The organism is Palleronia caenipelagi, from assembly GCF_007004065.1.
GTDB classification, from domain to species: domain Bacteria; phylum Pseudomonadota; class Alphaproteobacteria; order Rhodobacterales; family Rhodobacteraceae; genus Palleronia; species Palleronia caenipelagi.
Genome location: NZ_VFSV01000034.1, coordinates 16,826 through 30,402, shown reverse-complemented (window position 1 = coordinate 30,402; position 13,577 = coordinate 16,826). Strand labels below are relative to the sequence as shown.

15 protein-coding genes and 1 pseudogene are annotated in these 13,577 nt (G+C 60.2%); 6 read left to right on the top strand and 10 right to left on the bottom strand.

Annotation, left to right across the window (positions count from 1 at the left end):
- The first annotated feature begins 223 nt into the window (after positions 1–223).
- Positions 224–1,165 (top strand): tyrosine-type recombinase/integrase, encoded by a 942-nt coding sequence (locus FEV53_RS15175; RefSeq protein ID WP_142835649.1) that lies wholly within the window; start codon positions 224–226, stop codon positions 1,163–1,165.
- 201 nt (positions 1,166–1,366) lie between these two features.
- Here the strand turns inward: FEV53_RS15175 and FEV53_RS15170 are convergent, their stop codons facing one another.
- Entirely contained in the window at positions 1,367–1,648 is a 282-nt protein-coding gene (locus tag FEV53_RS15170; RefSeq protein ID WP_142835648.1) for a hypothetical protein, read from the bottom strand.
- Positions 1,649–1,725: 77 nt separating this feature from the next.
- On the opposite strand from FEV53_RS15170, the pseudogene FEV53_RS15160 reads away from it, so the two are divergent.
- Positions 1,726–2,758, top strand: a pseudogene (locus FEV53_RS15160) (IS5 family transposase).
- A gap of 111 nt (positions 2,759–2,869) precedes the next feature.
- On the top strand, positions 2,870–4,060 hold the full coding sequence (locus FEV53_RS15155; protein ID WP_142835647.1) for an ATP-grasp domain-containing protein: 1,191 nt from the start codon (positions 2,870–2,872) through the stop codon (positions 4,058–4,060).
- On the opposite strand, the gene FEV53_RS15150 is transcribed toward FEV53_RS15155, so the two are convergent.
- Genes FEV53_RS15150 through FEV53_RS15115 form a run of 8 tightly spaced genes read right to left on the bottom strand, consistent with a single transcriptional unit; the run spans position 4,016 to position 11,199 of the window.
- Positions 4,016–5,107, bottom strand: a complete 1,092-nt coding sequence (locus FEV53_RS15150) for a GNAT family N-acetyltransferase (RefSeq protein WP_142835646.1) — start codon at positions 5,105–5,107, stop codon at positions 4,016–4,018. The genes FEV53_RS15155 and FEV53_RS15150 overlap by 45 nt on opposite strands.
- Entirely contained in the window at positions 5,094–6,374 is a 1,281-nt protein-coding gene (locus FEV53_RS15145) for a CoF synthetase (RefSeq protein ID WP_142835645.1), read from the bottom strand. Before FEV53_RS15145 ends, FEV53_RS15150 begins: the two co-directional genes overlap by 14 nt.
- Positions 6,371–7,195 (bottom strand): MBL fold metallo-hydrolase, encoded by an 825-nt coding sequence (locus tag FEV53_RS15140; protein WP_142835644.1) that lies wholly within the window; start codon positions 7,193–7,195, stop codon positions 6,371–6,373. Before FEV53_RS15140 ends, FEV53_RS15145 begins: the two co-directional genes overlap by 4 nt.
- Positions 7,192–8,166 carry an NAD-dependent epimerase/dehydratase family protein gene (locus FEV53_RS15135; protein ID WP_142835643.1) on the bottom strand — a complete coding sequence of 325 codons (975 nt, stop codon included), beginning with the start codon at positions 8,164–8,166 and terminating at the stop codon, positions 7,192–7,194. The genes FEV53_RS15140 and FEV53_RS15135 overlap by 4 nt, the downstream gene beginning before the upstream one ends.
- 1 nt (position 8,167) lies before the next feature.
- Positions 8,168–9,154, bottom strand: coding sequence for a 3-oxoacyl-ACP synthase III family protein (locus FEV53_RS15130; RefSeq protein WP_142835642.1), 987 nt, complete (start codon positions 9,152–9,154; stop codon positions 8,168–8,170).
- The gene (locus FEV53_RS15125; RefSeq protein WP_185962244.1) at positions 9,151–10,140 is read right to left on the bottom strand and encodes an Lnb N-terminal periplasmic domain-containing protein; all 990 of its coding nucleotides are present in this window, start codon (positions 10,138–10,140) and stop codon (positions 9,151–9,153) included. The genes FEV53_RS15130 and FEV53_RS15125 overlap by 4 nt, the downstream gene beginning before the upstream one ends.
- 55 nt (positions 10,141–10,195) lie before the next feature.
- Positions 10,196–10,468, bottom strand: a complete 273-nt coding sequence (locus FEV53_RS15120; protein ID WP_142835640.1) for a YiaA/YiaB family inner membrane protein — start codon at positions 10,466–10,468, stop codon at positions 10,196–10,198.
- Between the two features lie 41 nt (positions 10,469–10,509).
- Positions 10,510–11,199, bottom strand: coding sequence for a PspA/IM30 family protein (locus FEV53_RS15115; RefSeq protein WP_185962243.1), 690 nt, complete (start codon positions 11,197–11,199; stop codon positions 10,510–10,512).
- A gap of 101 nt (positions 11,200–11,300) precedes the next feature.
- Here FEV53_RS15115 and FEV53_RS15110 point away from each other — a divergent pair, with 101 nt between their 5' ends.
- The 3 genes from FEV53_RS15110 to FEV53_RS15100 all read left to right on the top strand — a co-directional run bounded on the left by FEV53_RS15110 (position 11,301) and on the right by FEV53_RS15100 (position 13,375).
- A complete protein-coding gene (locus FEV53_RS15110) occupies positions 11,301–11,900 on the top strand; it encodes a TetR/AcrR family transcriptional regulator (protein WP_142835638.1) in 600 nt (199 codons plus the stop codon).
- Between the two features lie 111 nt (positions 11,901–12,011).
- The gene (gene mobF, locus FEV53_RS15105) at positions 12,012–12,719 is read left to right on the top strand and encodes a MobF family relaxase (protein ID WP_281283534.1); all 708 of its coding nucleotides are present in this window, start codon (positions 12,012–12,014) and stop codon (positions 12,717–12,719) included.
- Complete coding sequence (locus tag FEV53_RS15100; protein WP_142835636.1) at positions 12,716–13,375, top strand: IS6 family transposase; 660 nt, start codon at positions 12,716–12,718, stop codon at positions 13,373–13,375. Before mobF ends, FEV53_RS15100 begins: the two co-directional genes overlap by 4 nt.
- Here the strand turns inward: FEV53_RS15100 and FEV53_RS21570 are convergent.
- A complete protein-coding gene (locus FEV53_RS21570; protein WP_246100836.1) occupies positions 13,275–13,550 on the bottom strand; it encodes a transposase in 276 nt (91 codons plus the stop codon). The genes FEV53_RS15100 and FEV53_RS21570 overlap by 101 nt on opposite strands.
- Positions 13,551–13,577 lie beyond the last annotated feature (27 nt).

The following is a 13,577-nucleotide window of genomic DNA, read 5'->3' as shown; positions in this document are numbered from 1 at the left end:
ATAATTCTCGGTTATCGTTACAGCGGCAAAACAGCTTGGCCGCTTAGGTTGAATTCTTCAGTCACCTTACAGTTGCGATGACCGTGAGTCATCAAGCTTTTCGAGGCCACTGAGACAGTCCCCTACTGTTGCCAAAACGAATTTGGTCAAATCCTCTGCAGCATAGAAAGGGTCGGAAGTCATCGGCAAAAGGTGACGGCCCTAAAGCCAAAAGCGAGGTAACATGACCAGCATGCGGATTAATGACTTCGAGAACTATTGTCAGGAACAACTTGGCCTGAGCGAACACAGTTTGCGAGCATATCGGCAGGACCTGACAGCGTATGCGAGGTTTAGACAGAAGGCAAAGTTGAATGATCCACCAGCAGCCGCTGACATAATCAACTTTCAAAAAGACCTTCGAGAAGAACAAGGTGCGAGCCCTGCTACTATCCGGCGGCGATTGGTGACACTGAGATCATACTATGGCTGGCTCCAAGACAATGATGCAGCTTTTACTTCACCTTTCGTAGGTCTGAGGCTGGACATGAAAGTTCCCAAACGGCTTCCTCGTCCGATTGATCGTCCGACGCTCGGCGCCGTTTTCAGGTCAGCACAACACATCGTCCAGCTGGATCCCTGCGACAAGCCATCCCTGCCAGTAGAAATTCCAGCTGTGCAAATCACGGGCTTAATATCGCGGCTACTAGTCGTAACCGGGCTTCGAATTGGGGAGCTGACATCACTACGTGTTTGCAATGTCACCAGCGCAGCAACCCAAATCCGCGTCTGCGGCAAGGGCGACCGGGAGCGAACCGTGTATGTAGCGAATGACCGTCTCCAAACGGACTTCCGGCGGCTTTGGGAAAATCGCTGTGACATCGCAGGTTCACAGGCTTGGCTGTTCACCAACTCCAAAGGGGGCCGTCTCACTCCCCAAGCATTTCGAAAAAGGCTGAGGACCCTCTCGAAATCGCTTCGAATAGAGCCCCACCTCACTCCACATCGGTTTCGACATTCAGCTGCGACCATGCTAATTGAGGAAGGAGTCGACATAAGATTGGTTCAGCGTCTCCTCGGACATGCCAGCATCGCGACGACCGAGATCTATACGAAAGTCTCGGACAACTCACTCAGCTCGGCAGTGACTGCAGCAGACACGCTGGCCAAGGTCGATGCCTACTGAGTGGCCTCCTGAGATTGCGTTTCAGCGCTTTGTTGGAGTGACCTTGCCCCCGGATCCCGGACCAGGGGTTAACGTGACCTTAGAACCGGGAGACAGACATGACCAAGAAGACGAGACGGCAGTTTGCGCCGGAGTACAAGGGACAGGCGAGTGTGTTGCATAGATTAAGCTGAGGGCGCATTTGCCGCTTTCCCAGCCTGATCAGATGACACGCTCATAGGCCGCGCGACCGAGGTCGGTCATTCGGTTGAGGGCTTCGATGGCGATTAGAGTCTCGGTCGTCTGGCTCTCCGTATTTCGGCCTCGTAGCGGGGGCCCGATCACCCGCTTGTAGCGACCGATCTGGGCTCCGACACGGGAGCGCTGACCGTAGCCGGTCGACTTTTGCCATGCGATGCGACCGTGGTCGGCGATCATCTGGATATGGGTATTGTGGGTCGCGCAATCGCCCGGGATGGCGTTACTCGGCGGAGGAACGATCACTTCGACATCTGGACGGCCTTGTTGCACAAATCGAGTGAGGGATTCACTGTGTGAACCCAGCGTGATAGCTGGAAGGTATGAGCAGTTGGGCCCCTACGAAGGACAAGACCACGAACTGGTCGGCTTACAATGAAGCACTGTGCCAGCGCGGATCGCTGACGATCTGGTTCGATCCCGACATGATGTGGAAGCCGCCGCCCAGCGGGAAGCGTGGGCGGCAGCCGAGTTTCAGCGATGAAGCTATCCAGACGTGCCTGACAATGAAGGGTGAAGGGCGCTCGGAAGACAGTCCGGTGGACTGCTTTCAGCCCTGAACGGGCGGAGCCCCGGGCAAGTTTGGCATGGTCGCCATTGGGAGCGCCATTGGTCCGAGCGACAATGGCGACGAGACAAACGACCGGGTTCGTTCAGAGCCTCCTGCGGCTGGTTGGGTTGGATTGGCGAGTGCCGGACTTCAGCACCCTGTGCCGCCGCCAAAAGACGCTGAATGTGGCGATCCCGTATCGCGGCGGCACGGGCCCGCTAAACCTGCTGATCGACAGCACCGGCAGCAAGGCCGAAGGCGAAGGTGAGTGGAACGCCCGCAAGCACGGCGGAGCCAAACGGCGCATCTGGCGCAAGGTGCACATCGGTATCGACGAGGACACATTGGAAGTCCGGGCTGTCGAAGTCACCGGCCGCAACATTGGCGATGCGCCCATCCTGCCAGATCTCCTGGCCCAAATCCCGTCTGACGAAGATATCGGTTCCGTGACGGCAGATGGCGCCTACGACACACGCAAGTGCCACGAGGCAATCGCTGCCCGTTGTGCCGCTGCGATCATCCCGCCCCGCAAGAACGCCAAGCCCTGGAAACCAACGAGCCCCGGAGCCATCGCCCGCAACGAGGCACTGCGCTCGTCCAAATATTTGGGTCGTGCAATCTGGCGACGATGGTCTGGCTACCACCGCCGGAGGCGGGTCGAGAGCAAGATGAACTGCATCAAGCTGCTCGGCCAATCCCTCATGGCCCGAGACTTCGACCGCCAGGTCGCCGAGCTGCAAGTTCGTATCGCCGTGCTGAACGGCTACACCGCGCTCGGCGTACCCATTACTGTGGCCGTAGGATAGGTCCGTCCGGGGAAAGGGGAACTGCGCTCAGACCCCGATTTGTGCAACAGCGCCATGACAACGCTTAAGCTGTTGCGTTAATCCACCGCAAACTATCTAGTGAAAACAGATATGCAGGTTTTGATCACGGGGGTACGGGCGCCGGTTGCGCTTCATCTGGTGCGGCTTCTTGGGAGCGCTGGACATAAAGTGCATCTGGCGGACCATGTGAGCGCACCGCTCGCGGCTGCCTCCCGACATGCGACGCGTTATCATCGCATTCCCGCGTTCGCACATAGCCCGGGACCTGCGTGCAATGCGCTGGCGGTAATCATCGCTCGGCACAACATCGGCCTGGTCATCCCAACTTGCGAGGAAGCACTTCATCTCGGTGCGATCTGGGCAGAGCGCGACATGGGCGTCCCACTGTTCGCTCCGAAGTTTGCGCTGCTCCGTCGGGTCCACAACAAATTCGGCTTCATCGAACTGTGCAGGGATCTGGGCCTGTACGTTCCCGAAACCCGGTTGCTAACCAACGGAGACGCGCTTGCTGCCTGTACCGCGGAGGCAGCGGATCTTGTGTTCAAGCCGGTCTGGTCGCGCTTCGGTTCTGCCGTGCTGATCCGGCCCACTGCCGCCACTCTTAAAAGGATCGCGCCTACAGAGCAGCGACCCTGGGTGGCACAGGAGTTCGTGTCAGGCACCGAGCTCTGCGTCTATGCGATTGCGCGACAGGGGCGGCTCTTGGCCCTTGCCGCCTATCGCGGGTTGGTGCGGGCCGGACCAGGCGCAGCGGTTTGCTTTGCGCCCTCCGATCCTGAAGTGGTGCGTCCCTTCGTCGAGCGCTTTGTGAGCGCGACCGGATGGACAGGACAGATCTCCTTCGACCTAGTCCAGACGGAGAAGGAGTTATTTCCGCTGGAATGCAACCCACGCGCCACAAGCGGACTGCACCTGTTTAGAGACAGCGAAGCCTTTTCCCGCGCTGTGCTCTCTGGAGGCTCTGAAGTCAGGCCAGATGTCACGGCTCCCCAAGCCGTACGACTTGCCCTGTGGATCTACGGTCTACCCATGCTTTTGCGGCAGCGTGATCGCCAGGTTTTTCTGGATGCTGTGGGTCAGGCCGGCGATGTGATGGACTGGGATGGGGATCGGGTCGGCGCCATTGCTCAACTGCGCTCTCTCGCCGAATTCGCGCGCATTGCGATGCGGCACCGTGTCAGCCTTGAGCGGGCCTCGACCTGGGGTATCGAGTGGAACGGAGAGGATGAGTGGCCGTCACAGCTCGAACCTTCGCAGGAGCGGGACGCCGATCCCGGCTAGCAGCCCCGCAACCCCTCGGAGTGCGACTCTCTGAGCTGTCGGAAGGTGGCGCATATATACGGCGTTATATTCGATCGCCGGGACAGCGCCCCTTTGGCGCTTGAATCCGGCTGCCCCGGCGCTCTGGTTGAAGAGCAGGCAACGGTCCTGAGCCGCCCTCTGGGCCAGTGCAGTCACCATGCGATAAAGCCCGTCTTTTTGCGGACGGCCTGTGTCATAACCAAGCAACGGCTGGGTCAGGGTCGCTCCGATCTGAAACCGTGCTCCAAACGCGATGAGGGTCCCGTCTTCGTCGCGAAACCCTTCGAGCTCAATCAGGGCGCGCCGGTGCATTTCCGCGATGAAGTCAGGCAGGTATTGTGGATTGAGCGACGGGTATTTCTCCAGATAGAGCAGACGGTAAAGAACGGCACAGCGCTCATAATCCTGCGCCCCGATCGCGTCGTTTCCGACATGGACATAGGATGTCCTCTGCAGCATTCCGCGGTCGTTTTTCACGTCTCGCCGGAGCTTTGAGGGAATTCGGCCATCAAACAGATAGACTTGCCGTGCGGGCACCAGCACGAACCCCTCGGCGCTGAGCGCTTTCAGTGCGTCCGCATCGGTCAGAGTGTTTAGCGAGCGCATGATGACGGCATGGTCGGGGAAACGGGCCAAGAGGCAGTCGCGCAAGTCTGCCGCCGTCCGACGGTCGATCCGAGGCGCCGGGTTAGTAGAAAACAGCCAGTTGTTCACCTGCACGGCCCGATCGAGCCTGGTTGCCCGGACCAGAGGCGCTGCGCCGCGGATCATGCTGGTCAGCCCATGTCGCAACAGCGGATGACTGACGAAATTGCGCGTTTCTTCGACAGCATACTCCGTATATCCTGTGATCGGATTGCAGATATAGCAATTGCCCGGGAGCCCGCCATCATTGATGGTCATCGGGACGCTGAGCCCGGGCAGATCCAGTCGCTCGACCCGCGTAGTGAGGTTGGCGATCAGGGCCTCGCTCGGGTGGCGGGAAAAAAGGTCCACAAACTGCGCGATCGGGTCAGCCTTGTCCATGAGACCGCCCTTCGGCGGCGAAGCGTCGCTCTACGCGCCTTAGTTTTCGCGTCACTTCGAGGGGCATCGGTGCACGAATCAATCCGACCTTGGCGCAAAGACCACGTTCCTCCAGCAGAGCGTGCAGCCGGGTCCGGGCACGTTCGGCAACCTCTACAGGCACATCGGGCGCCAGTCTCAGTTCGACATCTTGTGCGCCGGTCTGAACGATCCTGTAATCGATGATCCCCGGATCGGCGGTCAGCACCGCGTTGCGAAGAACGTCCGGGGTGACCAATGACTGCCCATTTGGTCCCGGCAGGAGAAAGCAGTCATCCATTCGCCCGACAACCTCGTCCACCGCCTGCAAGGGTGATCCGCAGTGACAAGGAGCATGGGCCAGCCGGAGCAGGTCGTTCATCCGATAGCGCACAAGGATTTGCGTCTCGCGTCGGAACGAGGAAATCAGCGGTGTCACCAACCCATCGCCTGCAGGCTCAAACTCGAAATGCACAGACTCCTCGGCCAGATGGAGGGTGCCATGCCGGCAGGTCACCCCGAGGAGACCTTCTGTGGCCATGTAGATCTGCTCCAGCGGCGTCGCAAAACCCGCTTCGATCAAAGGACGGTCCACCGGGTCGAGGGTTTCGGCCGCCGAGAACAACCGCGTCGGTTGCAGGCGAAACTCAGCCCCGGCCATGTGACGCAGCATTTTGGGCGGGGCGACAATCACCGTTGGCGCGAAGGCTTCGATCTCAGATCGCCACCCTTCCGGACCGACCTTCAGATCGAAGAACCGCAAATGGATCTGCCTGAAATGGTTCGCACTGTCATAGAGCCCCGTGCCCTGTGGCAGGATGATGGCCACCCGCTGGCGCCGCCAAAGCAAGTCCGCGATGGCCTTCGCCACGATATTACCCAGCCAGCGAAACCGCTCGGTCTCCGAGATGACAAAATAACCGCGATTCCCACTGGTGCCCGTGCTGGCCCCGACCGTCAGAGATCCGATACGAAAGTCGCGCTCCATTGCTGAACGCACCTGCCCGGCAGTGATGCGAGGGCTGTTATAGGCCGCGAAATCGGCCATGAGGCTGGCTTTGTCCATCTTTGGCAGATCCTGCAAGCGCCGTACCCCGTCCGCAAAAGCCCCTACTCTGGGCACCGCCTCCCGCACCCATCGGTCTATCGCGCGCGCCTGCGCCTGCTCAAACCGTGGGCGTGAAAGACCCGCCCGCGACAGCCAGCGGGTTGTCAAAAAGCTCAACAGCGCCTCAAGGCGGGGGGTCATGGCCGCGTACCCTGATCAAAGTCGAACCCGGACGGGCTATCATCGTGGCACAGCACGACCGCGCCCCCCGAATCTTGAAACCGCTCGACCTGGTCAGAACTGCGACATGCCTTATCGAAATCCTCGGCAAACAGGCGCGGCGCCAATCGGGGCCGGGCTTCCGGGCGAAGGGCATCGGAAATCCATTGCGTGTCCGTTGCGTAGAGCAAGGGCGCCTCCCGCTTCGGAAACAGCACGGCCAGATGACCAGGCGCGTGGCCTGGCAGGGGAATGGTGAGGACTGAGCCGTCACCGAAGACATCGTGGCCTGCGGGCAGGTGGGAAACTGACTGAATGGGACTGTCTTCGACCGCCCGCATCCGAGTCTCGAAATCGCCTGGCAGTAGCTCCGGAAAGATCCCGTGTCGCAGGTTCTGCAATTTTCCGCGTTGTTGAAGGCTGGCTATAGCTACATTGCTGCACAGGAATGTGGCATTCTGGAAGTCGCACAGACCGGAAATGTGGTCGGCATGCAAGTGCGTCACAAGGACGGTCTTGATGTCCCGGGGGTGCAACCCGAACCTGCCCAGAAACGGCTCCGGCTGGCCCGCATCAATCAACCGGGGCGCCAGCATCCGGCCATAGGCCCGCAGCGCCACGCTTCGGTCCGGCCCGGTGAGACAACGGGCGGTATATCCGGTATCGATCAGGACTGGCCCAGTTGACGGATGAACGAAGAGGCCGTAGCGCACCCGCAAAGCGCGCTTTTGCCAGCTTCCTTTACGCAGGACAAACCGCTCTCGCGCCTCAACCCATGCGCTGTTTGCAAAAACCGGTGTCATGTCGCTCCTTTCGCTGCGAATGTTCTGTCTAGCCCCTCAGCAAAGGAGACCCTAGGTGACCAGCCGAGTTCCTCCCGCGCGCGCGAAATGTTAAGGCTCTGCGCATAGGCAAAGAGACCAAGTGCGTAGCGGGTGATTGCAGGTTCAGGCTGACCGGGTCGCATGAGCGCTACGGCCTCGGCCGCCCGTGCCGCGAGCAAGGCGGGCGCCAGAGGCAGGTCGCGCCAGCGGGGCGGGATCCCGGAGCGCGCGCAGGCATCCTCGACAATATTGCGGATCGACAGCACCTCTCCACCCGAAATATTATAGACGCGTCCGGTCACCACTGGACCGGCATCAAGCGCGGCCAGAACCGCCGCCACCACATCGTCTATATAGGTCAGATCAATCCGCGCCCGCCCGTCCCGAAACCTTGGCAGGGCCCGGTCGCTTGCGGCGCACAGCAATCTGGGCAGCAGCGCCGTGTCGCCGGGGCCGTAGAGGCCGCGCGGTCGCAAGATCACAGGGCCGACCTCCCTAGTCCCGATCACCCGCCGCTCCGCAGCCCGCTTGCTGGCGGCATAGGCGTTGAATGGGCGTGGCAAAACCATGTCTTCGGACACGTTCAACTGATCTCTCAGAGCGAAATAGACTGACGGGCTGGACACAAACACCACGCGCCGGATCCTGCGCGCCCGGGCGAAATCCAGCACTGCCTCGGTGCCCAGAACATTTACCCGGTGAAACGACGCGGCTGGGCCGAAGGGTGCGGACAGACCAGCCGCGTGGACGATCGCAGAGATGTCTTCCGGCATCTCCGCCTCAGGAGCCGGGTCCGGCAAGGACCATCGGACTGTCTGAAGGCCTTGATCCGACAGCATCGCAAGCCGTTGCACATCGCGCCCCTGACCAATGCCGCGCACCCCGAGCCGTCGCAGGACAGCACCGCCCAGAAAGCCAGTTGCTCCGGTTACGAGGATTCGCCCGCTCATCCTAGATCACCAGCGCCGCGCCGCCAAAGCTCACACCGGCGGAAGTTCCCAGCATCAGTACTCGCGTTCCTGCGGGCGCCAGTCCTCGTTCCCGTGCAACATCAAAGGTAAAGGGGATCGAGGCCGCGACCTGATTACCGTAATCTTCGACGATCCGCATGACGCGGTTTCGGTCAAACCCCGTATGTCGGATCATGTGCTCCAGTCCAGCCGGGCTCGCCTGATGTGGCACCACCAGATCAACATCGGACTGGTCCCAACCGGCCTGTGTGAGAAGATCTTCGACGAAGCCAGAAAAATACTGGGACGTCAGCCGGAAAAGCGCCTTTCCTTCCATGGAAAATTTACTGTGGGCTTTGAACCCTTGGTAGTCAGTCTCGAAATCAAACCGTGTTCCGCCCGCGCAGATGCCGCATGCGTCATAGGCTGCGGGATAACTGCGTAGCCGGACAGCCTTGATTTCGCTGGCCGACGTCTCTGGTGCAGCCCCCAGAACCGCCGCAGCCGCTCCATCGCCAAACAATGCCGCGACGTCTGGCGCGGTGGTCCAGGGCAACCCGCGCGAGGCGATTTCAGAGGAAACCACCAGAACATGCCGCACTGCGCCCCCCTCGATCATCCGGGCGGCTACCTCGAGCGCCGAAACAAAGCTCAGGCAGGTGCTGTTCACGTCAAAGGCCGCTGCCGTTCCGTCCGATATGCCCAAGGCTCGCATGACCAGAGGTGCCGTTGACGGGATCAGCTGATAAGGCACTGACGCGGCGGAAATGACCACGTCAATTTCTTCTGCCTTCAGCCCGGCATCCGTGAGTGCCTTCGCACAAGCCGCTTCGGCCAGATCGATCTGCGTCTCGGAGCGGCAGACATATCTTTGCCTGACGCCTACAACGTCGATGCGATCCTTCATATGCGCAGGACAATCAATCTCTGCGCTTTGCAGACAATGAGCCGGAACAGATCGACCCGTTCCAAGAACGTGAACTTTCATCTGTCGCTCCTCAGGGACATTATAGGCGAGCTCTCATTTCGGGACAGCGTTGCGCTAGCCATGGGTTTCAAGGGCTGCTTGATAGCCTCAGCATTTGACGGGGCGTGCTCATGGGGTGGTTCGGCAAGCATGCCTTGCGCTTCAAGGTACTGGGGGACATGCCCGGTCAGAATGAGCCGCCAGTCGAGGGGCAGATCATCCTTCAGATTGAGGGCCATCTTGTAGACCACCGTCGTGCAGTTGTCGCCCAGCGTGTTGTAAAACCGCGGCTCGTCTTGCAGCGCGTTGGCCAGATCCACATAGGCCATGAAAAGATCGCGGCTCTGATCGGCGGTGAGCGCGAGAGGATAGATCTCGACGGTTTCTTTCCGGTGATCGGTGCGCAGGGAAACGATATCCTCTTCGGTCGCTGCGATCAGGACGAGCTCGAACTGCCGAAAAAACCCTCCAATTTCGTTGAAGGTCTCCCCCTCTTCGCGCCGGATTTCAACGGAGAAGACGACTGGCTCCTGGTCGGCGAAGTGGAACCGGGCGAGGATATGGGCAATGTCGGGGCTATCCCAGACCGAGGCGATCGCATCAACCGAGACGACTTGAGCGGGGTCATAGCTCCGGGTGATCCAGGCCGGATCGGCGGTCTGCCGGTCGCGCCAGTCAAAGTCCCGCATGTCGGTGAGGGTGACGAGGCCATCGCTCTGCTCCGCCTTAGCACCACGAGAGACATCTACGGCCCAGGCGCGGTCATCGCGGGGGGTTAGACTGTGGTACCATCCTCCCAGCATCACTCCTGTGGTGAGCAAAACAAGCCATCCGGTCAGCGGACTCCGATAACGGGCGATCCCGGCGACGAATAGCCCGCCGAAGACGAGAACCGCAGCTGCCGTGTTCCCGGCATGGACGGTCAGAGCGCCTGCGGCCCAGAGGGCAAGACAAATCGCAAAAATGGCGAAAATCGCGTGCCGCAAGATCAGTTTTAAACGGGTCATAGCAGGGCCTCGTGTAAGGCCACCGGAGGGCAGAGGCTCCGGTGGCGTGTCAGGATCAGGCTGCGGAGACTTCGGCGAGGAGTTTCTCGGTCTTGGCATCTTCGAGCTTGTTGTAGATGCGGTCGGATTCCTCCTGATCCCGAAGCGCCTTAGTGATGCCAGCGGTCGAATAGACCAGCATCAGCGCGGCCATCGCGTAATATCCCTTGGCCGAAAAGCTGGCTTCGAGAGACCAGATGCCGCCGGCCATCATGAGGGCCGCGATAGCAAAGTTGAGATAGGTGAACAGGTTCCAAACATTGGAGACTTTGGGGGTGTAATCAGACATGGCAAGTTCCTTTCAGGGTCTCTGGCTTAAGGGGGGGATGGTCAGGCGGGCAGCGAGGAGGTTGCGCCCCGCAGCCGCGCCAGAACGCTTTCGGCGTCGCTTTGCTTGCGCGGCCCGCATCCGGCGGAGGCCAGCCGGTCTGAAGCGGTTTCGGCGGAGCCTTCGGCGCTGAGATCCGCATAGGCAGCTGCCGCATCAGCGGCGTGAGTCTGCCGGGCCTGCAAACGGGCCAGAGTTTCTTCAGCTTCCCTGAGGCTGGCTGTCACGCCCGCAGGCATGGTCCCGCGCAGCTTCTGTGTTGCGGCCGTGGCCTCGGCGAGAGTCTTGCCCCGCTGCAAGGCCCGCAACCGCCGCTGGGCAAGCGTCACATCCTCGCGCAAACGACGAATCTCCGTCTCATATCCCGCGAGCACGGCGCGAGAGGCCTCCCGCTCTTGCTCAAGCTCGGCAATTGCCGTCGCGCCTTCATGCGCCAGAGCGTCTTTCTCTTGTGCCAGCGCCGCACGTGTGCGGGTTTCGAGATCTGTGAGTCGCTCGGCAATGTCGTCGGTGCGGTTTTGTTCGCGCTTGTGGTAAGCGACAACCACGGCCACGGCACGCTGTGCGGCCTCGAGGCCAACAGTTGCATCGCGCAGCTGTTGCCGCAAGAGCGGCAGCGCCTGAGCATCGCTGAAAGCTGTTTCGGCATCACCGACACGACCCCGCAACAGGGCTGTTATCCTCTTGAACATCATCATCTCCTCACTTATGAACAGCGTTCATGAATCGGATAGCAAAAGCGTGAACACTGTTCAACAGAAAAATGAACGTTGTTCAAAAAATTGGAGTCACCATGTCTGACAAGAGGGAATCGCGTAAAGCGGAGCTTCGGGGCCGGCTGCTGGATGCGGCCGAAGCGCAGATCGCACGTGAAGGTCTGGCCAGCCTCAAAGCGCGCGAGGTGACTCGCGAAGCCGGCTGCGCGCTCGGGGCGTTGTATAACGTCTTTGAGGATCTCGACCGGCTTGTGCTCGACGTGAACCTTCGTACCTTGTCGCGTCTCAAGGTCATGCTGGCAGAGGCCTGTGAGGCGGCGGATCCAACGCCACGGGCTCAACTTGAAGCGCTGGCCACGGTCTATGCCGAGTTTGCCCTAGGGGAGCCGCAACTTTGGCAGGCGTTGTTCAACCACCGTGTGCCAATGGAGGTGATCACCGATGTCTACCGCACGGAGCACGCCCCGCTCATCGAATTGATCGTCCCGCCTTTGGGCATCTTGCGACCGGACCTTACTGGAGCAAATCTCGTTCAGCGGGCCCGGACTTTATTCTCGGCGGTGCACGGCGTTGTGCATTTGTCGCTCTTGGGCCGCGTCGTTGGCGTTCCACAGGAGATGCTGGTCGAAGAGGTCCGCGCCCTCGTGCAGACACTGACGAAGGAGCCTGTTGCATAGATCAAACTCAGGGCGCATTTGCCCCTTTCCCTGCCGGTTCTGTCGCAAACTGTTCTGGCGCTAGCGGATAGACCTTTGGCCAGACACATTTATCCTGCGTGACCAGCAAAGATCCTCGACGGCGAAACGCCGGACGGCAAGCAGGTCATGGGGCGCATGGTTGACGGCGAGCGTCAGCACCGCCCCGGCCTTGATCTGACCTTCTCCGCCTCCAAATCTGTCTCAGTCGCCGCACTCGTTTACGGGGATGAGCGTCTGATCAAGGCCCATGATGAGGCCGTCAAAGCGGCCATGACGGTCGTTGAACAGCGCTACGTCCAGACCCGCGTGCAGAAGAACGGTCATATGGAGACGGAAACCGGCGGCAAAATCGTGGCGGGGCTGTTTCGCCATGACACGTCCCGCGCCCCCGATCCGCAACTCCATACCCACGCAGTCATCGCCAACATGGTGGAGAATAGCGAAGGGCGATTCACGGCGCTGCATAACGATGCGATCTTTCGCAACCGCAAGATCATCACCGAAGTCTACCGCACTGAGCTTGATCGCAACATCCGGGCTCTTGGCTATGAGACCGAGCGGGGCAAATATGATGAAGTGAACATCCAGGGCGTCGATGAACGCCTTGTGCAGAGCTTTGCCAAGCGCCGTCAGCAGATCCTCAAGGCCCTTCAGGAACGCGGCCTGCCCGTGACACCGCACACCTCCCAGTTGGCCGCGCTGGGTTCCGTCGCAAATTTTGGGTGTGAACTTCCGTCTAGCGGGCGACGTCGGTATGTCGACGGCTTCAACGCCACCGCTGACGGAATGACAGGATGATCGACTTCAAGGGCGCCCACTATCCCAAAGAAGACATCCTTTACGCGGTGTTCTTCTACGTTCGCTACGCCGTTTCGTATCGTGACCTGGATGAGATCATGGCCGAGCGTGGCGTCCTTGTTGATCACGCGACGCTGAACCGCTGGGTGGTGAAATATGCGCCGCTGATTGCAGACGTGGCGCAGCAGCGCAAAGCGGCAACTGCCGGGTCCTGGCGCGTCGACGAGACATACATAAAGGTAAAGGGCGAGTGGACCTATCTCTTCAGGGCGGTGGATCGCGACGGTCAACCCCTTGATTTTATGCTGTCTGAACGGCGCGATGAAGATGCAGCCACCCGGTTTTTCGAGCGGACGATCGACGGGAACGTCTGGCCGGACAAGGTCGTGATCGATAAGAGTGGAGCCAATCTTGCTGGCCTCGACAACATGAACATCGCGCTGATCCTGGCCGGCTGGTACTGGCTGATCGAGGTCTTGCAGGTCAAATATCTCAACAACGTCATCGAGCAGGACCACCGGTTCATCAAGAAGATCACCCGCCCGATGATGGGCTTCAAATCTTTCGATGCTGCGCAGGCGACCCTCGCGGGAATTGAGGCCGCTCACATGATCCGGAAGGGACAACTTGGTGATGCCGGACGCTGCCCGTTCTAGATCTTCGCGGACCTCGCAGGATAAGTCTGTCTGGCCAAAGGGCTATCCGCGCGCGCCAGAAAAGTCTGCGACAGAACCCTTTCGCCACGCTGCCTTGCGTCGCGCCCGGCTCATAAAGCCGGTCAACCGCTGCAGCTTTGAATTCCTCCGTGTATTTCCGTCGATGTCGTCCCATCTCGTGCTCCTCTCGTGAACAGGGGTG

Coding starts and splice junctions, on each gene's coding strand:
- FEV53_RS15175 (WP_142835649.1), top strand. CDS start 224: ATGACCAGCATGCGGATTAATGACTTCGAGAACTATTGTCAGGAACAA.
- FEV53_RS15155 (WP_142835647.1), top strand. CDS start 2,870: ATGCAGGTTTTGATCACGGGGGTACGGGCGCCGGTTGCGCTTCATCTG.
- FEV53_RS15150 (WP_142835646.1), bottom strand. CDS start 5,107: ATGGACAAGGCTGACCCGATCGCGCAGTTTGTGGACCTTTTTTCCCGC.
- FEV53_RS15145 (WP_142835645.1), bottom strand. CDS start 6,374: ATGACCCCCCGCCTTGAGGCGCTGTTGAGCTTTTTGACAACCCGCTGG.
- FEV53_RS15140 (WP_142835644.1), bottom strand. CDS start 7,195: ATGACACCGGTTTTTGCAAACAGCGCATGGGTTGAGGCGCGAGAGCGG.
- FEV53_RS15135 (WP_142835643.1), bottom strand. CDS start 8,166: ATGAGCGGGCGAATCCTCGTAACCGGAGCAACTGGCTTTCTGGGCGGT.
- FEV53_RS15130 (WP_142835642.1), bottom strand. CDS start 9,154: ATGAAAGTTCACGTTCTTGGAACGGGTCGATCTGTTCCGGCTCATTGT.
- FEV53_RS15125 (WP_185962244.1), bottom strand. CDS start 10,140: ATGACCCGTTTAAAACTGATCTTGCGGCACGCGATTTTCGCCATTTTT.
- FEV53_RS15120 (WP_142835640.1), bottom strand. CDS start 10,468: ATGTCTGATTACACCCCCAAAGTCTCCAATGTTTGGAACCTGTTCACC.
- FEV53_RS15115 (WP_185962243.1), bottom strand. CDS start 11,199: ATGTTCAAGAGGATAACAGCCCTGTTGCGGGGTCGTGTCGGTGATGCC.
- FEV53_RS15110 (WP_142835638.1), top strand. CDS start 11,301: ATGTCTGACAAGAGGGAATCGCGTAAAGCGGAGCTTCGGGGCCGGCTG.
- FEV53_RS15100 (WP_142835636.1), top strand. CDS start 12,716: ATGATCGACTTCAAGGGCGCCCACTATCCCAAAGAAGACATCCTTTAC.
- FEV53_RS21570 (WP_246100836.1), bottom strand. CDS start 13,550: ATGGGACGACATCGACGGAAATACACGGAGGAATTCAAAGCTGCAGCG.